16 protein-coding genes are annotated in these 17223 nt (G+C 39.6%); 10 read left to right on the plus strand and 6 right to left on the minus strand.

Going from position 1 to position 17223, the window contains the following annotated elements; all coding sequences use genetic code 11:
• Positions 1-24: 24 nt before the first annotated feature.
• The 6 genes from gyrB to dnaA form a co-directional block, all read right to left on the minus strand.
• Positions 25-1950, minus strand: coding sequence for a DNA topoisomerase (ATP-hydrolyzing) subunit B (gene gyrB, locus QUF86_RS05485; RefSeq protein ID WP_289318248.1), 1926 nt, complete (start codon positions 1948-1950; stop codon positions 25-27).
• 77 nt (positions 1951-2027) lie between these two features.
• The gene (gene remB, locus QUF86_RS05490) at positions 2028-2291 is read right to left on the minus strand and encodes an extracellular matrix regulator RemB (protein ID WP_289314127.1); all 264 of its coding nucleotides are present in this window, start codon (positions 2289-2291) and stop codon (positions 2028-2030) included.
• Between the two features lie 12 nt (positions 2292-2303).
• Complete coding sequence (gene recF, locus QUF86_RS05495; RefSeq protein ID WP_053348304.1) at positions 2304-3422, minus strand: DNA replication/repair protein RecF; 1119 nt, start codon at positions 3420-3422, stop codon at positions 2304-2306.
• 21 nt (positions 3423-3443) lie between these two features.
• Positions 3444-3656: a S4 domain-containing protein YaaA gene (gene yaaA / locus QUF86_RS05500; RefSeq protein WP_289314128.1), complete on the minus strand. Its 213-nt coding sequence runs from the start codon at positions 3654-3656 to the stop codon at positions 3444-3446.
• A gap of 220 nt (positions 3657-3876) precedes the next feature.
• Positions 3877-5013 (minus strand): DNA polymerase III subunit beta, encoded by a 1137-nt coding sequence (gene dnaN / locus QUF86_RS05505; RefSeq protein WP_289314129.1) that lies wholly within the window; start codon positions 5011-5013, stop codon positions 3877-3879.
• 193 nt (positions 5014-5206) lie between these two features.
• Entirely contained in the window at positions 5207-6556 is a 1350-nt protein-coding gene (gene dnaA / locus QUF86_RS05510; protein WP_289314130.1) for a chromosomal replication initiator protein DnaA, read from the minus strand.
• A 954-nt stretch (positions 6557-7510) separates the two neighbouring features.
• On the opposite strand from dnaA, the gene rpmH reads away from it, so the two are divergent.
• The 10 genes from rpmH (at position 7511) to QUF86_RS05560 (ending at position 17197) form a co-directional block, all read left to right on the plus strand.
• On the plus strand, positions 7511-7645 hold the full coding sequence (rpmH, locus tag QUF86_RS05515; protein WP_034316183.1) for a 50S ribosomal protein L34: 135 nt from the start codon (positions 7511-7513) through the stop codon (positions 7643-7645).
• 80 nt (positions 7646-7725) lie between these two features.
• A complete protein-coding gene (gene rnpA / locus QUF86_RS05520; RefSeq protein ID WP_063234313.1) occupies positions 7726-8082 on the plus strand; it encodes a ribonuclease P protein component in 357 nt (118 codons plus the stop codon).
• A gap of 179 nt (positions 8083-8261) precedes the next feature.
• Positions 8262-9050, plus strand: coding sequence for a YidC family membrane integrase SpoIIIJ (spoIIIJ, locus tag QUF86_RS05525; RefSeq protein WP_289333761.1), 789 nt, complete (start codon positions 8262-8264; stop codon positions 9048-9050).
• Entirely contained in the window at positions 9047-9667 is a 621-nt protein-coding gene (gene jag / locus QUF86_RS05530) for an RNA-binding cell elongation regulator Jag/EloR (RefSeq protein ID WP_289314132.1), read from the plus strand. The genes spoIIIJ and jag overlap by 4 nt, the downstream gene beginning before the upstream one ends.
• A 346-nt stretch (positions 9668-10013) precedes the next feature.
• Positions 10014-11399, plus strand: coding sequence for a tRNA uridine-5-carboxymethylaminomethyl(34) synthesis GTPase MnmE (gene mnmE, locus QUF86_RS05535; protein WP_289333763.1), 1386 nt, complete (start codon positions 10014-10016; stop codon positions 11397-11399).
• Between the two features lie 21 nt (positions 11400-11420).
• A complete protein-coding gene (mnmG, locus tag QUF86_RS05540) occupies positions 11421-13307 on the plus strand; it encodes a tRNA uridine-5-carboxymethylaminomethyl(34) synthesis enzyme MnmG (protein ID WP_289314134.1) in 1887 nt (628 codons plus the stop codon).
• A gap of 30 nt (positions 13308-13337) precedes the next feature.
• Positions 13338-14054 carry a 16S rRNA (guanine(527)-N(7))-methyltransferase RsmG gene (gene rsmG / locus QUF86_RS05545; RefSeq protein ID WP_125159987.1) on the plus strand — a complete coding sequence of 239 codons (717 nt, stop codon included), beginning with the start codon at positions 13338-13340 and terminating at the stop codon, positions 14052-14054.
• A 404-nt stretch (positions 14055-14458) separates the two neighbouring features.
• Positions 14459-15319, plus strand: a complete 861-nt coding sequence (noc, locus tag QUF86_RS05550) for a nucleoid occlusion protein (protein ID WP_289314137.1) — start codon at positions 14459-14461, stop codon at positions 15317-15319.
• Between the two features lie 263 nt (positions 15320-15582).
• The gene (locus QUF86_RS05555) at positions 15583-16344 is read left to right on the plus strand and encodes a ParA family protein (protein WP_289314138.1); all 762 of its coding nucleotides are present in this window, start codon (positions 15583-15585) and stop codon (positions 16342-16344) included.
• The gene (locus QUF86_RS05560; RefSeq protein WP_289314139.1) at positions 16337-17197 is read left to right on the plus strand and encodes a ParB/RepB/Spo0J family partition protein; all 861 of its coding nucleotides are present in this window, start codon (positions 16337-16339) and stop codon (positions 17195-17197) included. Before QUF86_RS05555 ends, QUF86_RS05560 begins: the two co-directional genes overlap by 8 nt.
• Positions 17198-17223 lie beyond the last annotated feature (26 nt).

A 17223-nucleotide genomic window follows, 5' to 3' on the forward strand; every position in this document is an offset into this window, starting at 1 on the left:
TGTAAAAAGCATCCTGTCAAAAAATCAGATATCGAGATTTTTTACATAAATTGCATTTTCTTCAATGAAGTTACGTCGCGGTTCCACCTTGTCACCCATCAACATCTCGAAAGTCTCATCTGCCTCGGCAGCATCTTTCAAACTGACTTGAAGTAGAGTTCTTGTATCTGGGTTCATGGTCGTTTCCCACAATTGCTCTGGATTCATTTCCCCCAGCCCTTTATAACGCTGCAGGTTAGGCTTTGGAGTACTTGGCATACTAGCCATGATTTCTTCAAGCTGCCGATCATTATAGGCATAATCCACTTTTTTCCCTTGCTGAATTTTGAAAAGTGGCGGCTGAGCAATATATATATATCCATACTCGATAATTTTTCTCATATAACGGTAGAAGAATGTCAACATCAACGTTCTGATATGGGCACCATCCACATCCGCATCGGTCATGATAACAATTTTATGGTATCTAGCCTTTTCAATATTGAATTCATCACCAATGCCTGTTCCAAGTGCTGTGATGATCGTACCTATTTCTTCATTGTGCAGGATTCTATCCAATCGTGCTTTTTCAACATTCAGGATTTTACCTCTTAGCGGCAAAATGGCTTGGAAATGGCGGTCCCTTCCTTGTTTAGCAGAGCCTCCCGCCGAGTTTCCTTCAACGATGTACAATTCGCTGATAGCCGGATCCTTAGATGAACAATCTGCCAATTTCCCCGGTAGATTGGATACTTCCAAAGCACTTTTCCTTCGTGTCAATTCACGGGCTTTCTTGGCTGCCATACGGGCTCTTGCTGCCATAAGCCCTTTATCTATAATTTTTCTGGCCACTGCAGGATTTTCGTATAAGAAAGAATCAAGCCGTTCCGAAAGGATGGAATCAGTAACCGTCCTTACTTCAGAGTTTCCCAGTTTGGTTTTCGTCTGACCTTCAAATTGTGGTTCAGGATGCTTAATCGAAATGATTGCCGTTAGACCTTCCCGGACATCTTCACCGGAGAAATTGGAATCGGCTTCTTTTAAAAGACTATTTTTCCGAGCATAATCATTGATGACACGGGTCAAAGCAGTCTTGAATCCTGATTCATGTGTACCGCCTTCATAAGTATGGATATTATTAGCAAAAGAAAAGACATTACTGATATAGCTGTCATTATATTGCAATGCTAATTCAACAGAGATTCCATCTTTCTCGCCTTCCATGAAAATCGGTTCCTCATGAAGGACCTCTTTTGAACGGTTCAAATGCTCGACATAAGATTTGATGCCGCCCTCATAGTGGTATTCCCTGATTTTCTCTTCCTCTTCACGTTTATCTTCAATGATCAGTTTCAAGCCTTTATTCAGGAACGCAAGCTCACGGATACGTGTGGCTAATGTATCAAAATCATATTCCAAGGATTCCGTGAAAATTTGACCATCAGGAATGAAGTGTACAGTCGTACCTGTATGATCGGTTTCCCCGATAACTTTCAAATCTTCTTTAGGAACCCCACGGTTGAATTGCTGATAATGGATTTTTCCTTCACGATGAACATAAACTTCCAATACCGTGGATAAAGCATTTACTACTGAAGCTCCCACACCATGCAGACCACCGGAGACCTTGTAACCTCCGCCGCCAAATTTACCGCCCGCATGAAGGACCGTCATAATTACTTCTACAGCTGGCCGTCCCATTTTTTCATGGATACCTACTGGAATACCCCGACCATTATCGACTACTGTTATGCTATTGTCTTCTTCGATCGTCACTTTGATTTCAGTACAGAAACCAGCTAGTGCCTCATCGATACTATTATCGACAATTTCCCAAACAAGATGGTGAAGTCCTTTTGCAGAGGTAGTACCGATATACATCCCCGGACGTTTACGAACTGCTTCTAAGCCTTCTAAAACCTGTATCTGATTCTCATCGTATGCCTGAGCTTGTACTTCTTTTTGTTCCATTGTCATACGTATCACCTACACTTTTCTTTTGGCATTTATCAATTTTTCAGGAGTAATTATTACGTTATGGCTACAATTCAAAGAATATCTATATCATCGATCAAGAACGATGGCTGCATTGAACGCTTTTTTAAAGTGGACGATGCAAGCGGTGAATAATAGACCTGTTTATCCGTCACCACAATCGATTTAACCGAGTTTTTTGCTAAATGGTAAGTTACATCAGACTTTTTCTCCAGAAATTCACTCATAATTGGAGAAGCCTGGAGCAGCTTCTTATCTAAAATGGCTATGACATCGTCCGTTTTCACAAGAATGTCTTCACCAATATGGAGATACATTCATTCACCTCATCATTTAACCTTTTTTATACTTCCTTGACTAACATAAAAGGTGGACGCTTCTCTTAGGGTTTGATGATCGATTCCATCAACGGAGGGTGTCGTCACAAATGTTTGCACTTTCCCTTGTATCGTATTCAGTAAATGGGATTGACGGAAATCGTCAAGTTCCGATAACACATCATCCAATAATAAAATGGGATACTCGCCGATTTCTTCATGGATCAGCTCAATTTCGGCAAGTTTCAATGACAGGGCAGTTGTACGTTGTTGTCCTTGTGAACCATATGTCTGGACATCACGGTCATTCACAAAAAAAACCAGGTCGTCACGATGAGGACCTACCAGTGTTACACCCCGTTCAATTTCCCTTGTTTTTATTTTATCAAATTTTTCTGTGTATACTTCTATCATTTTCGTCAAATCCATAGATTCTGATACATCAAGCGACGGTTTATATTGGATTTTCAATACTTCTAGATTTCTGGAGATCCCCGAGTGAATCGGCTCTGCCCATTGCTGGAGCTTTAAAAGAAACTCGTACCTTCTTTCGACAATTTTCGCTGCATACTGAATAAATTGGTCAGTTAACACGTCAAGCATTGTCGTATCCGTTTGTTTCCGGGTCTGCAGAAGCTTTAAGTAATGATTTCTTTGTTGAAGTATTTTATGATATTGGCTCATATCATGAAGGTATACGGGAGAAACCTGGCCAATTTCCATATCTATAAAACGGCGTCTGACTAAAGGACTCCCCTTTACAAGGTTTAGATCCTCAGGCGCAAACATGACCACATTCATATTTCCTACATATTGACTCAACTTTCTTTGTTCAATATGGTTGCACTTCGCCTTTTTCCCTTTTTTTGAAATGGTCAGCTCAAGTGGTATTGAGGTATTTCTCTTTCTAACTCTTCCTTCTATTTTAGCATACTCTTCATCCCAGCGAATAAGTTCTTTATCATTTGAGGTACGATGAGATTTTGCCATTGCTAAAACGAAAATGGATTCCATGACATTTGTTTTCCCCTGAGCATTTTCGCCGAGGATTACGTTGACTTTATTTTCAAAAGTCAGATTCAGTTCGGTATAGTTGCGGTAATTTCTCAAACTTATATTTTCAATATACATATTCCGCTCTTCCCTTATGTTTTAGCTTGTAATTGTGTAGGTGCCAAATCCAGGAATTTCTATTTTATCACCTGATCTTAATTTTCTGCCTCTTCTCACGTCTAATTCGCCATTAATGTAAACTTCGTATTCACTTAAGAACCATTTTGACATTCCGCCGCTTTGGATTAAATCGGCCAATTTCAAGAATTGTCCTAGTGTAATATATTCTGTGCTGATTTTTATGGAGTCCATTTCATGCTTCACTCATTTCCAAGTAGTCTTTTAATACTTCATTTTACTAAATTAATCCCATTAAGACAAAGTATAGCTTTTTCAGCTCTTGTTTTTAGCGGTTCTGAGTTCCGTACGGTATTTAAAAAACCCTAAAAACCCTTTGGGAACCTATGTTAAAAATAAAAAAATTAAAGGCCTGCTAAACAAGCCTTTAATTTTTTTGAAATATTATTTTTGCTTAATAAGTCCTTACCGGCAGAATTAATTGCAGCATGGAATCATCATGTAGTGGACGAATGACGAACGGTCGCATTGCACCGGTGAAATTAATTTTTATATCGGAACCTTCCAATGCCTTTAAAGCATCCATTACAAATTTGGCACTGAATGAGATTTTCAGATCTTCACCTTCAATGGCTTCTGCCTGAACCTCTTCAATTACTTTACCAATTTCAGGGGTATTGGAAGAGACTTCGATTATACGGCCTTCCAGGGTTGTCAATTTGACGACATTATTTCTTCCTTCTCTCGCCAATAAAGAAGCCCTATCGATAGCTTGGAGAAAATCTTTAGTATGAACAATCACATCCGTTTTACTATCTGATGGAATCAAGCGTGATGTATCAGGATAATTCCCTTCAAGAAGTCTTGAGAAAAATAGTAAATTTTCAGCTTTGAAAAGTACTTGGTTGTCGGTAATGACGATCTCAATGAGTTCGTTTGTATCATCAAGGATTTTACTCAACTCATTCAGACTTTTACCTGGGATTACAACGCTATAAGTCCCTGTAATTTTATTTTCTATTTTGGCTGTTCTCATGGCCAGCCTATGACTATCTGTTGCAATACAGGTCAATTCGTCATCTTGAACCTTTAAGTTTACACCTGTCAAGATGGGACGTGTTTCTGACGTGGACACTGCAAAACCCGTTTGGCGAATAAGGGTCTTTAAAAGATCCGTTGGAAGTTTGAAAATATTTTCTTCTTCAATGATCGGAAGATGTGGATATTCCTCAGGATCTAGTCCATTTAGATTAAATTCAGCTTTACCTGAGCGGATAATCGTTTGAAAGTTGTTTTCCACTTCAATTTCTACAGTATCCATCGGTAGCTTTTTGACAATTTCACTGAAAAAACGGGCATTAAGTACAATACCGCCGCTACTTTTAACTTCAACAATCTCATCTCCGTCAACTTCAGCTGGGATGAATGATTGGATGGAGATATCTGAGTCACTTCCTGTTAGAGTGACACCTTCACTAGTAACGCTTATTTTTATTCCCGTCAGAATCGGAATCGTCGTCCTTGATGTGACTGCTTTCATTACTTCTTGGACACTATGAACTAATCGATCTCTTTGGATTATAAATCTCATGTTTCATCCTCCAATTTTTTTATTGCCGAATAGGCATATTTATTAATAATTTTTATTAAAAAAGATAGTAGTAATAGTAGTAGGGCCTGTTGATATGTGGATAAGTCCACTCAACCTAAGGAAAAACAGTCTATCCACTTGTGGACAGACTGTGTGTAAGTAGTCGTCAGTTATACACAATATCCAGAATCGATTATACCCTCAGCTGGTCCTGTATTTCTTTAACCTGACGTTGAAGCTGGGTATCCGTTTGCATGAGTTTAGAAATCTTTTCATGCGCATGGATAACGGTCGTATGATCGCGACCTCCAAATTCATCTCCTATCTTAGGCAGGGATGAGTCCGTTAATTCCCTGGAAAGATACATGGCAATCTGTCTTGGAAAGGCTACGGATTTAGTCCGTTTTTTCGCCTTGAAATCCTCAAGTTTGACACTATAATGTTCACCGACCGTCTTCTGGATTTCTAAGATGGTGATTATTTTAGGCTTTGAGCTTGGGATGATGTCTTTTAATGCTTCAGCTGCCAAATCGGCATTTATATCTTTATTAATTAATGAAGAATAAGCGACGACACGAATAAGTGCACCCTCAAGTTCACGAATATTGGAATCGATTTGGTTGGCAATATAGAGCATGACTTCATTCGGGATATCAAGACCCTCAGCTTTTGCCTTTTTACGCAAAATGGCAATCCGCGTTTCTAGATCAGGAGGTGTGATATCCGTGATCAAACCCCACTCAAACCTGGAACGGAGGCGATCCTCAAGTGTAGGGATCTCTTTTGGTGGACGGTCACTGGAAATGACGATCTGTTTGCTTTCTTCATGCAACGCATTGAATGTATGGAAAAACTCTTCTTGGGTTTGTTCTTTTCCCGCAAGAAATTGAATATCATCAATTAATAAAACATCTACACTCCGGTATCTATCTCGAAATTCCCCAGCTTTATTATCCCGGATGGAGTTTATGAATTCATTCGTGAATTTTTCAGACGATAAATAAACGACCTTTGCATTTGGATTATGCTCAAGAACATAATGCCCGATTGCATGCATTAAATGAGTTTTCCCAAGGCCTACGCCTCCGTATATAAATAAGGGATTATAAGCTTTGGCTGGAGCTTCTGCGACAGCGAGAGACGCGGCATGGGCAAAACGATTGCCGGAGCCGATGACAAATGTATCGAAGGTATTTTTCGCATTCAGCATATGCTGTGGAAATGCAGCATGCTCTTTATCCCGTTTCTTAATCTTTTTAGGCTGAACAGGAACGGTAAAATCATCATCTTCTTGATTGGGGGGAATGATGAATTTTGCTTCCAATTCCTCACCTGTAAGCTCAAACAATACATCAGAAATAAGATGGGAATAGCGTTCTTCAAGCCAATCCCTGGCAAATTCATTGGGAGCGGTGACTGTTAATGTATCACCCTGCAGTAAATAGGCCTTGGTGGATTTAAGCCAAGTTTCAAAGCTTGGTTTACTGATTTTTTTTTCGATTTTTCCGAGCGCCTGGTTCCAGAGGCTATCGATATTATCCAAACTTATCCCTCCTTTGCAAAATATTTTTAATAATAGTTTCTAAAATGTATAGGCACAAATAAACTCATCGATTGCCGTCTTTATATAAATTTTGACAGCAAAGGTTCGGTGAGCTGTATAAGGGATTTTTGTGTTGTGTAATGTGAAGTCCCTAAAACTATATCTTGCGCTGTACAACCTTTGTACAGACTACATCTGGTAAGCCGGTGTAGATTTGGATGTTTATTCATCAACAGGTATTTTGAGAAATATATAATAAAGAAGAAAAAAGGGTTTTCGACAATATCCACCATCTGTGGACAGATTAATATACACAGGTCGAATAAGCTATCCACATGTTATACACAGTCTGTGGATAACCGTTACCTGTTGATAAAGTTATTCAGAGTGAAAACACAAATATAATATCAGAAATTCAGGCGTCTTGCAATGGGTTAGAAAACTTTATCCACAACTTACCGAGCCTGTGGGAAAAACTTTTCCACAGGCTATTGTTATGTGCAAAAGTCTATAAATTGGGTTGTGGATAGAAAAAAACATGTCGAATTTTATCCACAGACCATGATTATGAGTTGGATTAATTTAATTTTATTTTTGGATGAACTAAGTTGTTCAAGCTGGAAAACCTACATTGATAAAAATCGAATGCTACATATTGAAGATGGTTTAGGTTCGTCCAAATTATGTCGAATGCTAGTCGGTCAATTGAAGATACCTCGGGAATCTCATATATTTATTCGTGGATGAATCGATGGAAATTTTCCTCTCCCCAAAAATTTCTATATCAGTTCGGAGCAAAATCATTTACAATAGGCTAGGTAGTAAAAAAAGACCTACTGGACATTGAGCATTAAAAAGAAATATTTTTTTGGATGAGGTTGACAAGTAGAAACCTCCATCTATATAATTGTAAAGACTGTCTTTAACTGTTATTCCTCAGGGAGGTGTCATATAATGAAAAGAACTTATCAACCGAATAACCGCAAACATAGTAAAGTTCACGGTTTCCGTGCACGTATGAGCACGAAAAACGGACGTAGAGTAATCGCAGCACGTCGCCGTAAGGGCAGAAAAGTATTATCTGCATAGACCACTGAAAAGTCTCAGTGGTCTTTTTTCGCAAAATAAGGGATTTACTGAGACTCAATTCATGTAATGAAGGTGTAAAAATGAAAAAAAAGTTAAGGATTAAGAAAGAGGATGAATTTCAGCTTGTTTTTAAAAAAGGTGAATCTTCTGCTAATCGGCAATTCGTTGTCTATGTCCTTGAAAAGCCAGGTCAGGATTATTTTCGGATCGGCCTTTCAGTCAGTAAAAAAATCGGGAACGCCGTTGTAAGGAACCAAATTAAAAGATACATACGGCAAGCGTTTTTGGAATTGAAAGAAGATATAGAAGAGGGTAAGGATTATATTGTGATTGCTCGAAAACCAGCGGCGGAGATGGACTTTTTCCAGGTGAAAAGCAGCTTGATCCACGTCCTGAAACGTTCTAAATCACTAAACTTTAAAATGAAAAAACAATAAAGTCCCCTTTATATCGAATACTAAGCATTCCTCGGATCATGTAGTTACTTGAGAAAAGATAATATAGAAAATTCCTATGGAACTGTAGAAAAATGTGGATTACATATTCTTGAAATCTGCTAATAAACAGTTCACAATTGTTTCAAAAAAGATTGATTGCAGTTAGGAGGAAATTACGGTTGAAAAAACGAATATTACTCATTATTGGACTAGCCTCGATAATGATGCTGTTAGCAGGGTGTACGGAAATTAAAGAACCTATTACTGCGGAAAGTGAAGGTTTTTGGAATTCATACATTGTCTATCCATTATCAGCCCTGATCATTTGGCTTTCTGAAGCATTTGGCGAGAATTATGGTTTGGGAATCATCGGTGTTACATTAATCATTCGCTTAGCATTACTTCCACTAATGATCAAACAGGTGAAAAGCTCGAAAGCAATGCAGGCCATTCAGCCTGAGATGAAAGAACTTCAAGCAAAATACAGCTCAAAAGATGCTGCCACACAACAAAAACTACAGCAAGAAACAATGGCTTTATTTTCAAAATATAATGTGAATCCATTGGCGGGATGTTTGCCGATAGTGGTGCAAATGCCGATTTTGATCGGATTTTACCATGCCATCAGCCGTACGGAAGAAATTGCTTTACATAGTTTTCTTTGGTTTGATTTAGGTTCCCCGGATCCTTTTTATGTTTTACCGGTTGTTGCTGGTATTACGACTTTTATCCAGCAAAAAATGTCCATGGCTGGAATGAACTCCAATCCACAAATGGCGGCACAAATGACGATGATGCTTTACATCATGCCAATTATGATTGTTGTTTTTGCAATTAATTTCCCCGCTGCTCTTTCTCTTTACTGGGTAGTAGGTAACCTTTTTGGTATCGTTCAAACATATTTCATTAAAGGTCCGGATCTTAGAAAAGCAGCTGCGGAAAACGCGGGAGGGGCAAAGAAAAAGTGAAAAAGGTAACTGCTACAGGACAATCTGTCGAAGAAGCAGTAAATTTAGCTTTAGCTCAACTGAACAGCACTAAGGATCGCGTGGAGATAGAAATAGAAGATGAAGGCAAAAAAGGATTTTTTGGTTTATTTGGTGCAAGGAAGGCAATTGTCCATGTGACATTGCCTGCCGATCCCATTGAAGAGACACTTGAATTTTTGAAGAATGTCAGCGTGGAAATGGGAGTCAATGCAGAAATTGATGTCCACCGTAAAGGTAAGAACGTAACATTCCATTTATCAGGTGAGAAAATAGCATTATTAATTGGAAAAAGGGGTCAAACACTAAATTCCCTTCAGTATTTAGCGCAGCTGGTTGCAAATCGATATTCGAAGCAGTTTTTGAATATTACTGTGGATGCAGAAGATTATCGAAATCGCCGCAATGAAACTTTAATCCAATTGGCTGAAAGAATGGCAATTAAAGCCAAGAAAACAGGTAAGGCTGTTTCACTGGAGCCGATGCCTTCCTATGAACGTAAGGTCATCCATAATGCTCTCCTGCATTATCCAAAAATAAAAACAACTTCAAGTGGGACGGAACCATATCGCCATTTGGTCATTACTCCACTCAAATGAACCTTCTGCTTTAAAGCAGGGGTTCTTTTTTTTAGGACATAATATCGATGTGTGTCGAATATCTTTTTATATAAGGATAATTCAACAATAACTGACAACTCTTTTTATATTCCCATGATAAAGAAAAGGGAATGGAATAAAGGGAGGCTGGCGATATTTGTTATTCACATGTGGATAAGTTAAAATGAATGTTACAGAATATGGATTCATTGCATGTGGATAACCCTTGAAAGGAAGGAGTATCTACTTTTTTTCATGAATATACTGTGGTATTGTAGTAATTTAGGGATTCGACGATTTTATTATCAGAAAAAAATAGAAACATCAATATATAAGAGGTGAAAGCATGGAATTCGATACAATCACCGCTATCTCTACTCCCTTAGGGGAAGGGGCAATCGCCATCGTTAGAATCAGCGGTGATGAGGCCATAGAAATAGCCGATAGGATCTTTAAAGGACCAGGTGGAAAAGGATTGCTTGAAGTGAAATCACATACGATTCATTATGGCCACCTAATCCAGCCTAAAACAGGTGAAATCATAGAGGAAGTCATGGTTTCGGTCATGAAGGGTCCAAAGACATTTACAAGAGAAGATGTAGTTGAAATAAATTGTCACGGTGGAATCGTTTCGGTCAATCGGGTATTACAGCTCATTCTCTCACAAGGTGCTCGTTTAGCAGAACCTGGTGAATTTACGAAACGGGCTTTTTTGAATGGCAGGATCGATCTTTCTCAAGCTGAGGCCGTTATGGATTTAATCCGGGCTAAAACGGATAAAGCCATGAATGTTGCATTAGGTCAAATGGAAGGCCGGCTTTCGAAATTAATCCAAAACCTACGTCAAGAAATTTTACAGACCCTCGCTCAAGTCGAGGTAAATATAGATTATCCGGAATATGATGATGTCGAAGAAATGACGCATCGTTTATTTTTGGAAAAAGGCAGTTATGTGAAGACTGAAATAGAGAAACTGCTTCACACGGCCCAACAAGGGAAAATCTTGCGGGATGGGCTTGCGACGGTTATCATAGGGCGCCCTAATGTTGGAAAATCTTCTTTGCTGAACAGCTTGGTTCATGAGAATAAAGCGATTGTCACTGATATCCCAGGTACAACACGTGATGTAATTGAAGAGTATGTCAATGTTCGCGGTGTACCGCTTAAACTTGTCGATACAGCAGGAATACGCGAAACGGAAGATATCGTTGAACGAATTGGAGTTGAACGGTCCCGTGCAGTATTAAAAGAGGCTGATCTAATATTACTTGTATTGAACTATTCCGATGATTTTACAACGGAAGATGAAAAACTATTCCAAGCGGTTGCGGGAATGGATGTTATCGTTATCATCAATAAAACCGACCTTCCACAGAAAATCGATTTGGCAAAGGTTAAGGAAAAGGCGGCATCCCATAAGGTTGTTTCCACTTCTTTACTTGAGGATAAAGGGGTCGATGAATTGGAAGAAGCCATCGCTTCACTATTTTTTGAGGGTTCTTTAGAAACGGGAGACCTGACCTATGTTTCCAATGCCAGGCATATAGCCTTGCTAGGACAGGCATTACAGTCAATCGAAGACGCAATCGAAGCTATTGAAATGGGTACGCCGGTTGATTTGGTTCAAATTGATTTCACGAAAGCATGGGAGCTTCTTGGAGAAATCATTGGTGAAAGCGTTCAGGATAATTTAATCAACCAATTGTTCTCACAATTTTGTTTAGGAAAATAAGCGTAAAAGGAGGAAAAGGATATGCAATACGAAGCAGGTAGCTATGATGTCATTGTTATTGGTGCTGGTCATGCTGGTAGTGAAGCTGGCCTTGCAGCTGCAAGAGTCGGAGCTAAAACGTTGATGATCACCATTAACTTGGATATGGTCGCCTTTATGCCATGCAATCCGTCCGTTGGTGGGCCGGCAAAAGGTATAGTTGTTAGGGAAATTGACGCTTTAGGCGGTGAAATGGGAAAAAATATCGATAAGACCCATATCCAAATGAGGATGCTGAATACTGCTAAAGGTCCGGCTGTTCGAGCGTTGCGGGCGCAGGCAGATAAATTTCTCTATCAACAAGAAATGAAAAAGACGATAGAAGACCAAGAAAATTTGACATTGATTCAGGGAATGGTAGAAGAATTAATTGTTGAAAATGACGTTTGTACGGGTGTAATCACTAAAACGGGTGCGGTGTATCGTGCGAAAACTGTCGTAATAACGACGGGAACATATTTACGCGGTGAAATCATATTAGGGGAACTGAAATATTCAAGCGGTCCTAATAATCAACAGCCTTCCATCAGGCTATCTGAACATTTAGAGCAGTTAGGATTTGATTTGGTCCGTTTTAAAACGGGAACACCACCACGTGTCAATAGTTCTTCCATAGATTACAGCAAAACGGAAATTCAGCCTGGTGATGAAGTGCCACGTGCATTTTCTTATGAAACCACAAAGTTCATCACTGATCAATTACCTTGCTGGTTAACGTATACGAATGAGGGGACACATCAGCTCATTGATGATAATCTACACCGTTCACCAATGTATTCCGGAATGATAAAGGGAACTGGACCTCGTTATTGTCCTTCGATAGAAGATAAAGTCGTCCGTTTTAATGATAAACCACGGCATCAAATCTTCCTGGAACCTGAAGGTCGCAATACAAAGGAAGTTTATGTGCAAGGTTTATCTACCAGTTTGCCTGAAGATGTACAAGTGAAAATCCTACAAACCATTCCAGGCCTCGAAAAGGCGGAAATGATGCGTGCTGGATATGCAATAGAATATGATGCTATCGTTCCTACGCAGCTTTGGCCTACACTGGAAACGAAAAAAATCAAAAATCTGTATACTGCTGGCCAAATTAATGGGACATCCGGCTACGAGGAAGCAGCAGGACAAGGATTGATGGCCGGTATTAATGCAGGATTGAACGCAATAGGTAAAGAAGAACTGATTTTAAGCCGTTCGGATGCCTATATTGGTGTTCTCATTGATGACCTTGTAACGAAAGGTACGAATGAACCATACCGATTGCTTACTTCACGAGCAGAATATCGTTTATTATTGCGTCATGATAATGCCGATTTGCGCTTAACGGAAATTGGATTCAATATCGGAATGATCCAAGAAGAACGCTACAATCGTTTCCTTTTGAAAAAAGAAGCGGTTGAAATGGAAAAGGAACGACTAAAATCAAATTTCATCAAACCGACTAAAGAGGTACAAGAAATCATTACAGCAAGTGGCGGCAGTGAGTTGAAGGATGGAATCCGTGCCTCTGATTTATTGAAACGGCCTGAAATGGATTATTCCCATATTCAGAAGTTGGCGCCAAGTGATGTCGAACTGAGCGATGAAGTGACGGAACAGGTCGAAATCCAGATCAAGTATGAAGGTTATATCGAAAAATCTCTACAGCAAGTCGATCGCCTGAAAAAAATGGAGAATAAAAAGATTCCAGAGAATATCGATTATGATGCAATTTCTGGTCTAGCAACGGAAGCACGTCAAAAATTAAAGCAGGTCCACCCGCTATCAGTAGCTCAGGCTTCAAGAATTTCCGGTGTGAATCCCGCTGATGTTTCCATTTTGCTTGTTTATTTGGAACAAGGTAAAATTGCCAGAGTATCTCAGTAATGGAAATACCCGAAAAGGATTGAAGAAAACATGAATATTGAACAGTTCCAACAAGCACTGCAGGAGAAAGGGATCGAGCTTTCTCCTCACCAGCTTGATCAGTTTGACACTTATTATCGATTATTGGTGGAATGGAACGAAAAGATGAACTTAACAGCCATCACTAATAAGGAAGAAGTTTATCTAAAGCATTTTTATGATTCAATCAGCGCAGCCTTCTATTTCGACTTTAACAAGTCATATCGAATTTGCGATGTTGGGGCTGGAGCCGGATTTCCGAGTATTCCATTGAAGATTTGTTTCCCTGATATCCACGTATCGATTGTGGATTCTTTGAATAAGCGAATCTCTTTTTTGAATCACCTTGCTGAGTCCTTGCAATTAAAGGGAGTTTCCTTCTACCATGACCGGGCGGAAACCTTCGCCCAAAAACCGGAGCATCGCGAATCCTATGATATTGTCATGGCAAGAGCGGTAGCCAGGATGTCCGTTTTAAGTGAACTATGTTTGCCGCTTGTTAAGCCAAACGGGACGTTCATTGCCATGAAAGCGGCTAGTGCACAAGATGAAATGGACACAGGGAAAAAGGCCATTTTTACATTAGGCGGAGAAATCGAAGAAATTCATCCTTTCACATTGCCAGAGGAAAATAGTGAAAGAAACATCATTACTGTAAAAAAAGTGAAGAAGACTCCTAAAAAATACCCAAGAAAACCAGGGACACCGAATAAGCAGCCTATTGAATAACCTCTATTATATGGAGATGGTTTCATATTAAGCGTAAATGATTCGGATATATGGCTGGTACTTGCCCTAATTTTCTTTTACTATAAATGTATGACCTTATTATCAATATTGTATTTGCCAACAAGAAAGCAATTTTTCGGTACAATGTCAAACGTGTGCCAGATTTTACAGCTGGGCTAGAGAGTCGGCGATTTTTCTTTTTGATTCAGGGAAATAATCTTGGGCAAGCCGGCGATATTTATAATAACTGGCCGTCAATTCCTCATTATTGCCTTGATGACGCCAGTCGACATGTTTTTCACAGTGAAGGACCATATGTATAACCATGTCGGGAAATGTATGCAGGACTTGTCCTTTAAATAGAGAATATGTTATTTGGGAGTTTTAAAAGGTGGTGTAGGAAGATGAAGCATCCTTTTTCGCGGTTCTTTGGGTTTGGCGAAAAAGAAGAACAGCAACTAGAGATGGAGACACCTAGCAATAATAATGAAGAGATAAGAAAAATTTCTATTTCTGATATTGTGCCTAATCGATTTCAACCAAGGACCGTTTTTAATGACGATAAAATTGCTGAATTGGCTCAAACGATTCATACACATGGAATCATTCAACCAATTGTAGTAAGGGCTTATGGACAGGGGAAATATGAAATCATTGCTGGTGAGCGTCGTTTTCGAGCCATGCAAAAGCTTGGCTGGGAATTGGCACCTGCAATAATCAAAGATTTCACCGATACAGAAACGGCTTCCGTTGCGCTGATAGAAAACCTTCAGCGTGAAGAACTGACACCGATTGAAGAAGCTTTGGCTTACGGTAAACTATTGGAGCTGCATAGTTTAACCCAAGAAGCCCTGGCACAAAGACTGGGAATAGGACAATCTACCGTGGCGAATAAGCTTCGGTTGCTTAAGCTGCCCCAAGAGGTTCAAGATGCACTTCTTCAAAAGCAAATTACGGAACGCCATGCCCGCTCGTTGATACCGTTAAAAAGTCCTGAAAAGCAGCTTAAACTGCTTTTGGAAATCATTGAAAAGGGATTAAACGTCAAGCAGACCGAAGAGCAGGTCGTCAAGCTCTTAACGGGTACTGTGCAAAAGCCGAAACCTAAGCGGAAAGCGTTTAGTAAAGACATGAGGATTGCCGTGAATACTATACGCCAATCACTCAGTATGGTTACAGACAATGGAATAAATTTGGATGCAGAGGAAGAAGAATTCGAGGAGTATTATCAATTCACGATTAAAATACCTAAGAAAAAAACTTGATTCCCTATCCTTAACCCTGCTTGGTAGTCTCCGATTACCAAGCTTTTTTTATTTTGTCGCCAACACTGGCATTTGCCATCTCAAAAAGGTTTCAATTTTTTCCGGTATTTAATGCTGTTTTAGATATATTTCAATTTTTAAGAGGAATTTAAGAAAACGATTTCTTCCACTAACATTCATGATAAAATAGAAAGAAATAAATGGATTTACGGTAAAAGTTAATAGATATAGCGTGATGAAGATAGTTGAAAGCAGGTGAATTCGTGGGTAAGATTCTCGCCATTGCCAATCAAAAAGGCGGTGTTGGAAAAACGACAACTTCTGTCAGTCTAAGTGCTTGTCTTGCATACATAGGACAGAAAGTCTTAATGGTCGATATCGATCCGCAGGGAAATGCTACAAGCGGGGCAGGTATCGATAAAGCAGATGTGGAACAATGTATTTATGATGTATTGGTTGATGATGTCGAGGCCAGTACCGTCATCATGGAAACAAAGGTAGAAAATTTATATGCTATACCTGCGACCATTCAACTTGCAGGTGCTGAAATTGAACTTGTTCCAACCATCTCAAGGGAAGTCCGATTAAAAAGGGCATTGGAAGAGGTGCAAAGCCAATATGATTACATTGTGATTGACTGCCCTCCATCATTGGGTTTGCTCACGCTTAATGCATTAACGGCAGCTGATGCCGTTTTGATTCCTGTACAATGTGAATATTATGCACTGGAGGGCTTGAGCCAACTTTTGAATACGGTCCGTCTCGTCCAAAAGCATTTGAACCATGATTTGAAAATCGAGGGTGTGCTATTGACGATGTTGGATGCCAGAACAAACTTAGGTATCCAGGTTATAGAAGAAGTCAAAAAATACTTTCAGGATAAAGTCTATCAAACCATCATCCCCCGCAATGTCCGTTTGAGTGAAGCACCGAGCCATGGGGAACCAATAATTATATATGATCCAAAGTCACGAGGAGCGGAGGTCTATCTAGAACTGGCAAAGGAAGTGGTATCAAATGGCTAAAGGACTTGGCAAAGGACTTAACGCACTTTTCAACAATGGGGAGATCAGTAAAGATGAAATCGTGCGCGAAATCAAATTAAGGGAATTAAGGCCAAATCCTTATCAGCCCCGAAAGAGCTTCAGACTTGAAGCTATAGAGGAATTAAAGCAATCTATCATGGAACACGGGATATTACAGCCGATTATTGCCCGGAAAAGCATTAAGGGATATGAAATCGTGGCTGGGGAAAGGCGTTATCGTGCTGCCAAGGAAGCGGGTTTAAAGACAGTTCCGGTTGTTGTGAGGGAATTGAATGAACAGCAGATGATGGAACTGGCGATTTTGGAAAACCTGCAACGGGAAGATTTAAATCCGATTGAGGAAGCGGCTGCTTATCAAACACTTCTTGAAAAATTGGAATTTACCCAGGAGCAGTTGGCCAATCGCTTGGGTAAAAGCCGACCCCATATCGCGAATTATGTAAGATTACTGTCTTTGCCTGAAGGGATTAGGAATTATATCTCCGATGGGGAAATTTCCATGGGGCATGGCCGAGCATTACTGGGTTTAAAGAAAAAAGAGATGCTAAAGCCAGTAGTGGATAAAATCCTCAAAGAAGGAATGAATGTCAGACAGCTAGAGCAATATATACATCAATTGAATGATACCGTTTCACGTGAAACCAAACCTAAGAAACAAGAGAAAAAAGATATATTCATAAAGCAGCGGGAGTCAAGTCTGCGTGAAAGACTAGGAACGAGTGTAACGATAAAACAAAGTAAGAAAAAAGGGAAAATAGAAATCGAATTCTTTTCAAAAGAAGATCTAGAGAGAATTTTGGACTTGATCGATCAAGAGAACCTTTCCTCTTAGATTGCCTTTAAGAAAAGATAGTGGCA

Source organism: Peribacillus sp. NJ11 (assembly GCF_030348405.1).
In the GTDB taxonomy this organism is placed as follows: domain Bacteria; phylum Bacillota; class Bacilli; order Bacillales; family DSM-1321; genus Peribacillus.

What these genes read in the sequence shown, in the direction of transcription:
- gyrB (WP_289318248.1), bottom strand. Translation starts at nt 1,950, where the DNA reads ATGGAACAAAAAGAAGTACAAGCTCAGGCATACGATGAGAATCAGATA.
- remB (WP_289314127.1), bottom strand. Translation starts at nt 2,291, where the DNA reads ATGTATCTCCATATTGGTGAAGACATTCTTGTGAAAACGGACGATGTC.
- recF (WP_053348304.1), bottom strand. Translation starts at nt 3,422, where the DNA reads ATGTATATTGAAAATATAAGTTTGAGAAATTACCGCAACTATACCGAA.
- rnpA (WP_063234313.1), top strand. Translation starts at nt 7,726, where the DNA reads ATGAAAAAAAAGTTAAGGATTAAGAAAGAGGATGAATTTCAGCTTGTT.
- rsmG (WP_125159987.1), top strand. Translation starts at nt 13,338, where the DNA reads ATGAATATTGAACAGTTCCAACAAGCACTGCAGGAGAAAGGGATCGAG.
- noc (WP_289314137.1), top strand. Translation starts at nt 14,459, where the DNA reads ATGAAGCATCCTTTTTCGCGGTTCTTTGGGTTTGGCGAAAAAGAAGAA.
- rpmH (WP_034316183.1), top strand. Translation starts at nt 7,511, where the DNA reads ATGAAAAGAACTTATCAACCGAATAACCGCAAACATAGTAAAGTTCAC.
- dnaN (WP_289314129.1), bottom strand. Translation starts at nt 5,013, where the DNA reads ATGAGATTTATAATCCAAAGAGATCGATTAGTTCATAGTGTCCAAGAA.
- yaaA (WP_289314128.1), bottom strand. Translation starts at nt 3,656, where the DNA reads ATGGACTCCATAAAAATCAGCACAGAATATATTACACTAGGACAATTC.
- mnmE (WP_289333763.1), top strand. Translation starts at nt 10,014, where the DNA reads ATGGAATTCGATACAATCACCGCTATCTCTACTCCCTTAGGGGAAGGG.
- mnmG (WP_289314134.1), top strand. Translation starts at nt 11,421, where the DNA reads ATGCAATACGAAGCAGGTAGCTATGATGTCATTGTTATTGGTGCTGGT.
- QUF86_RS05560 (WP_289314139.1), top strand. Translation starts at nt 16,337, where the DNA reads ATGGCTAAAGGACTTGGCAAAGGACTTAACGCACTTTTCAACAATGGG.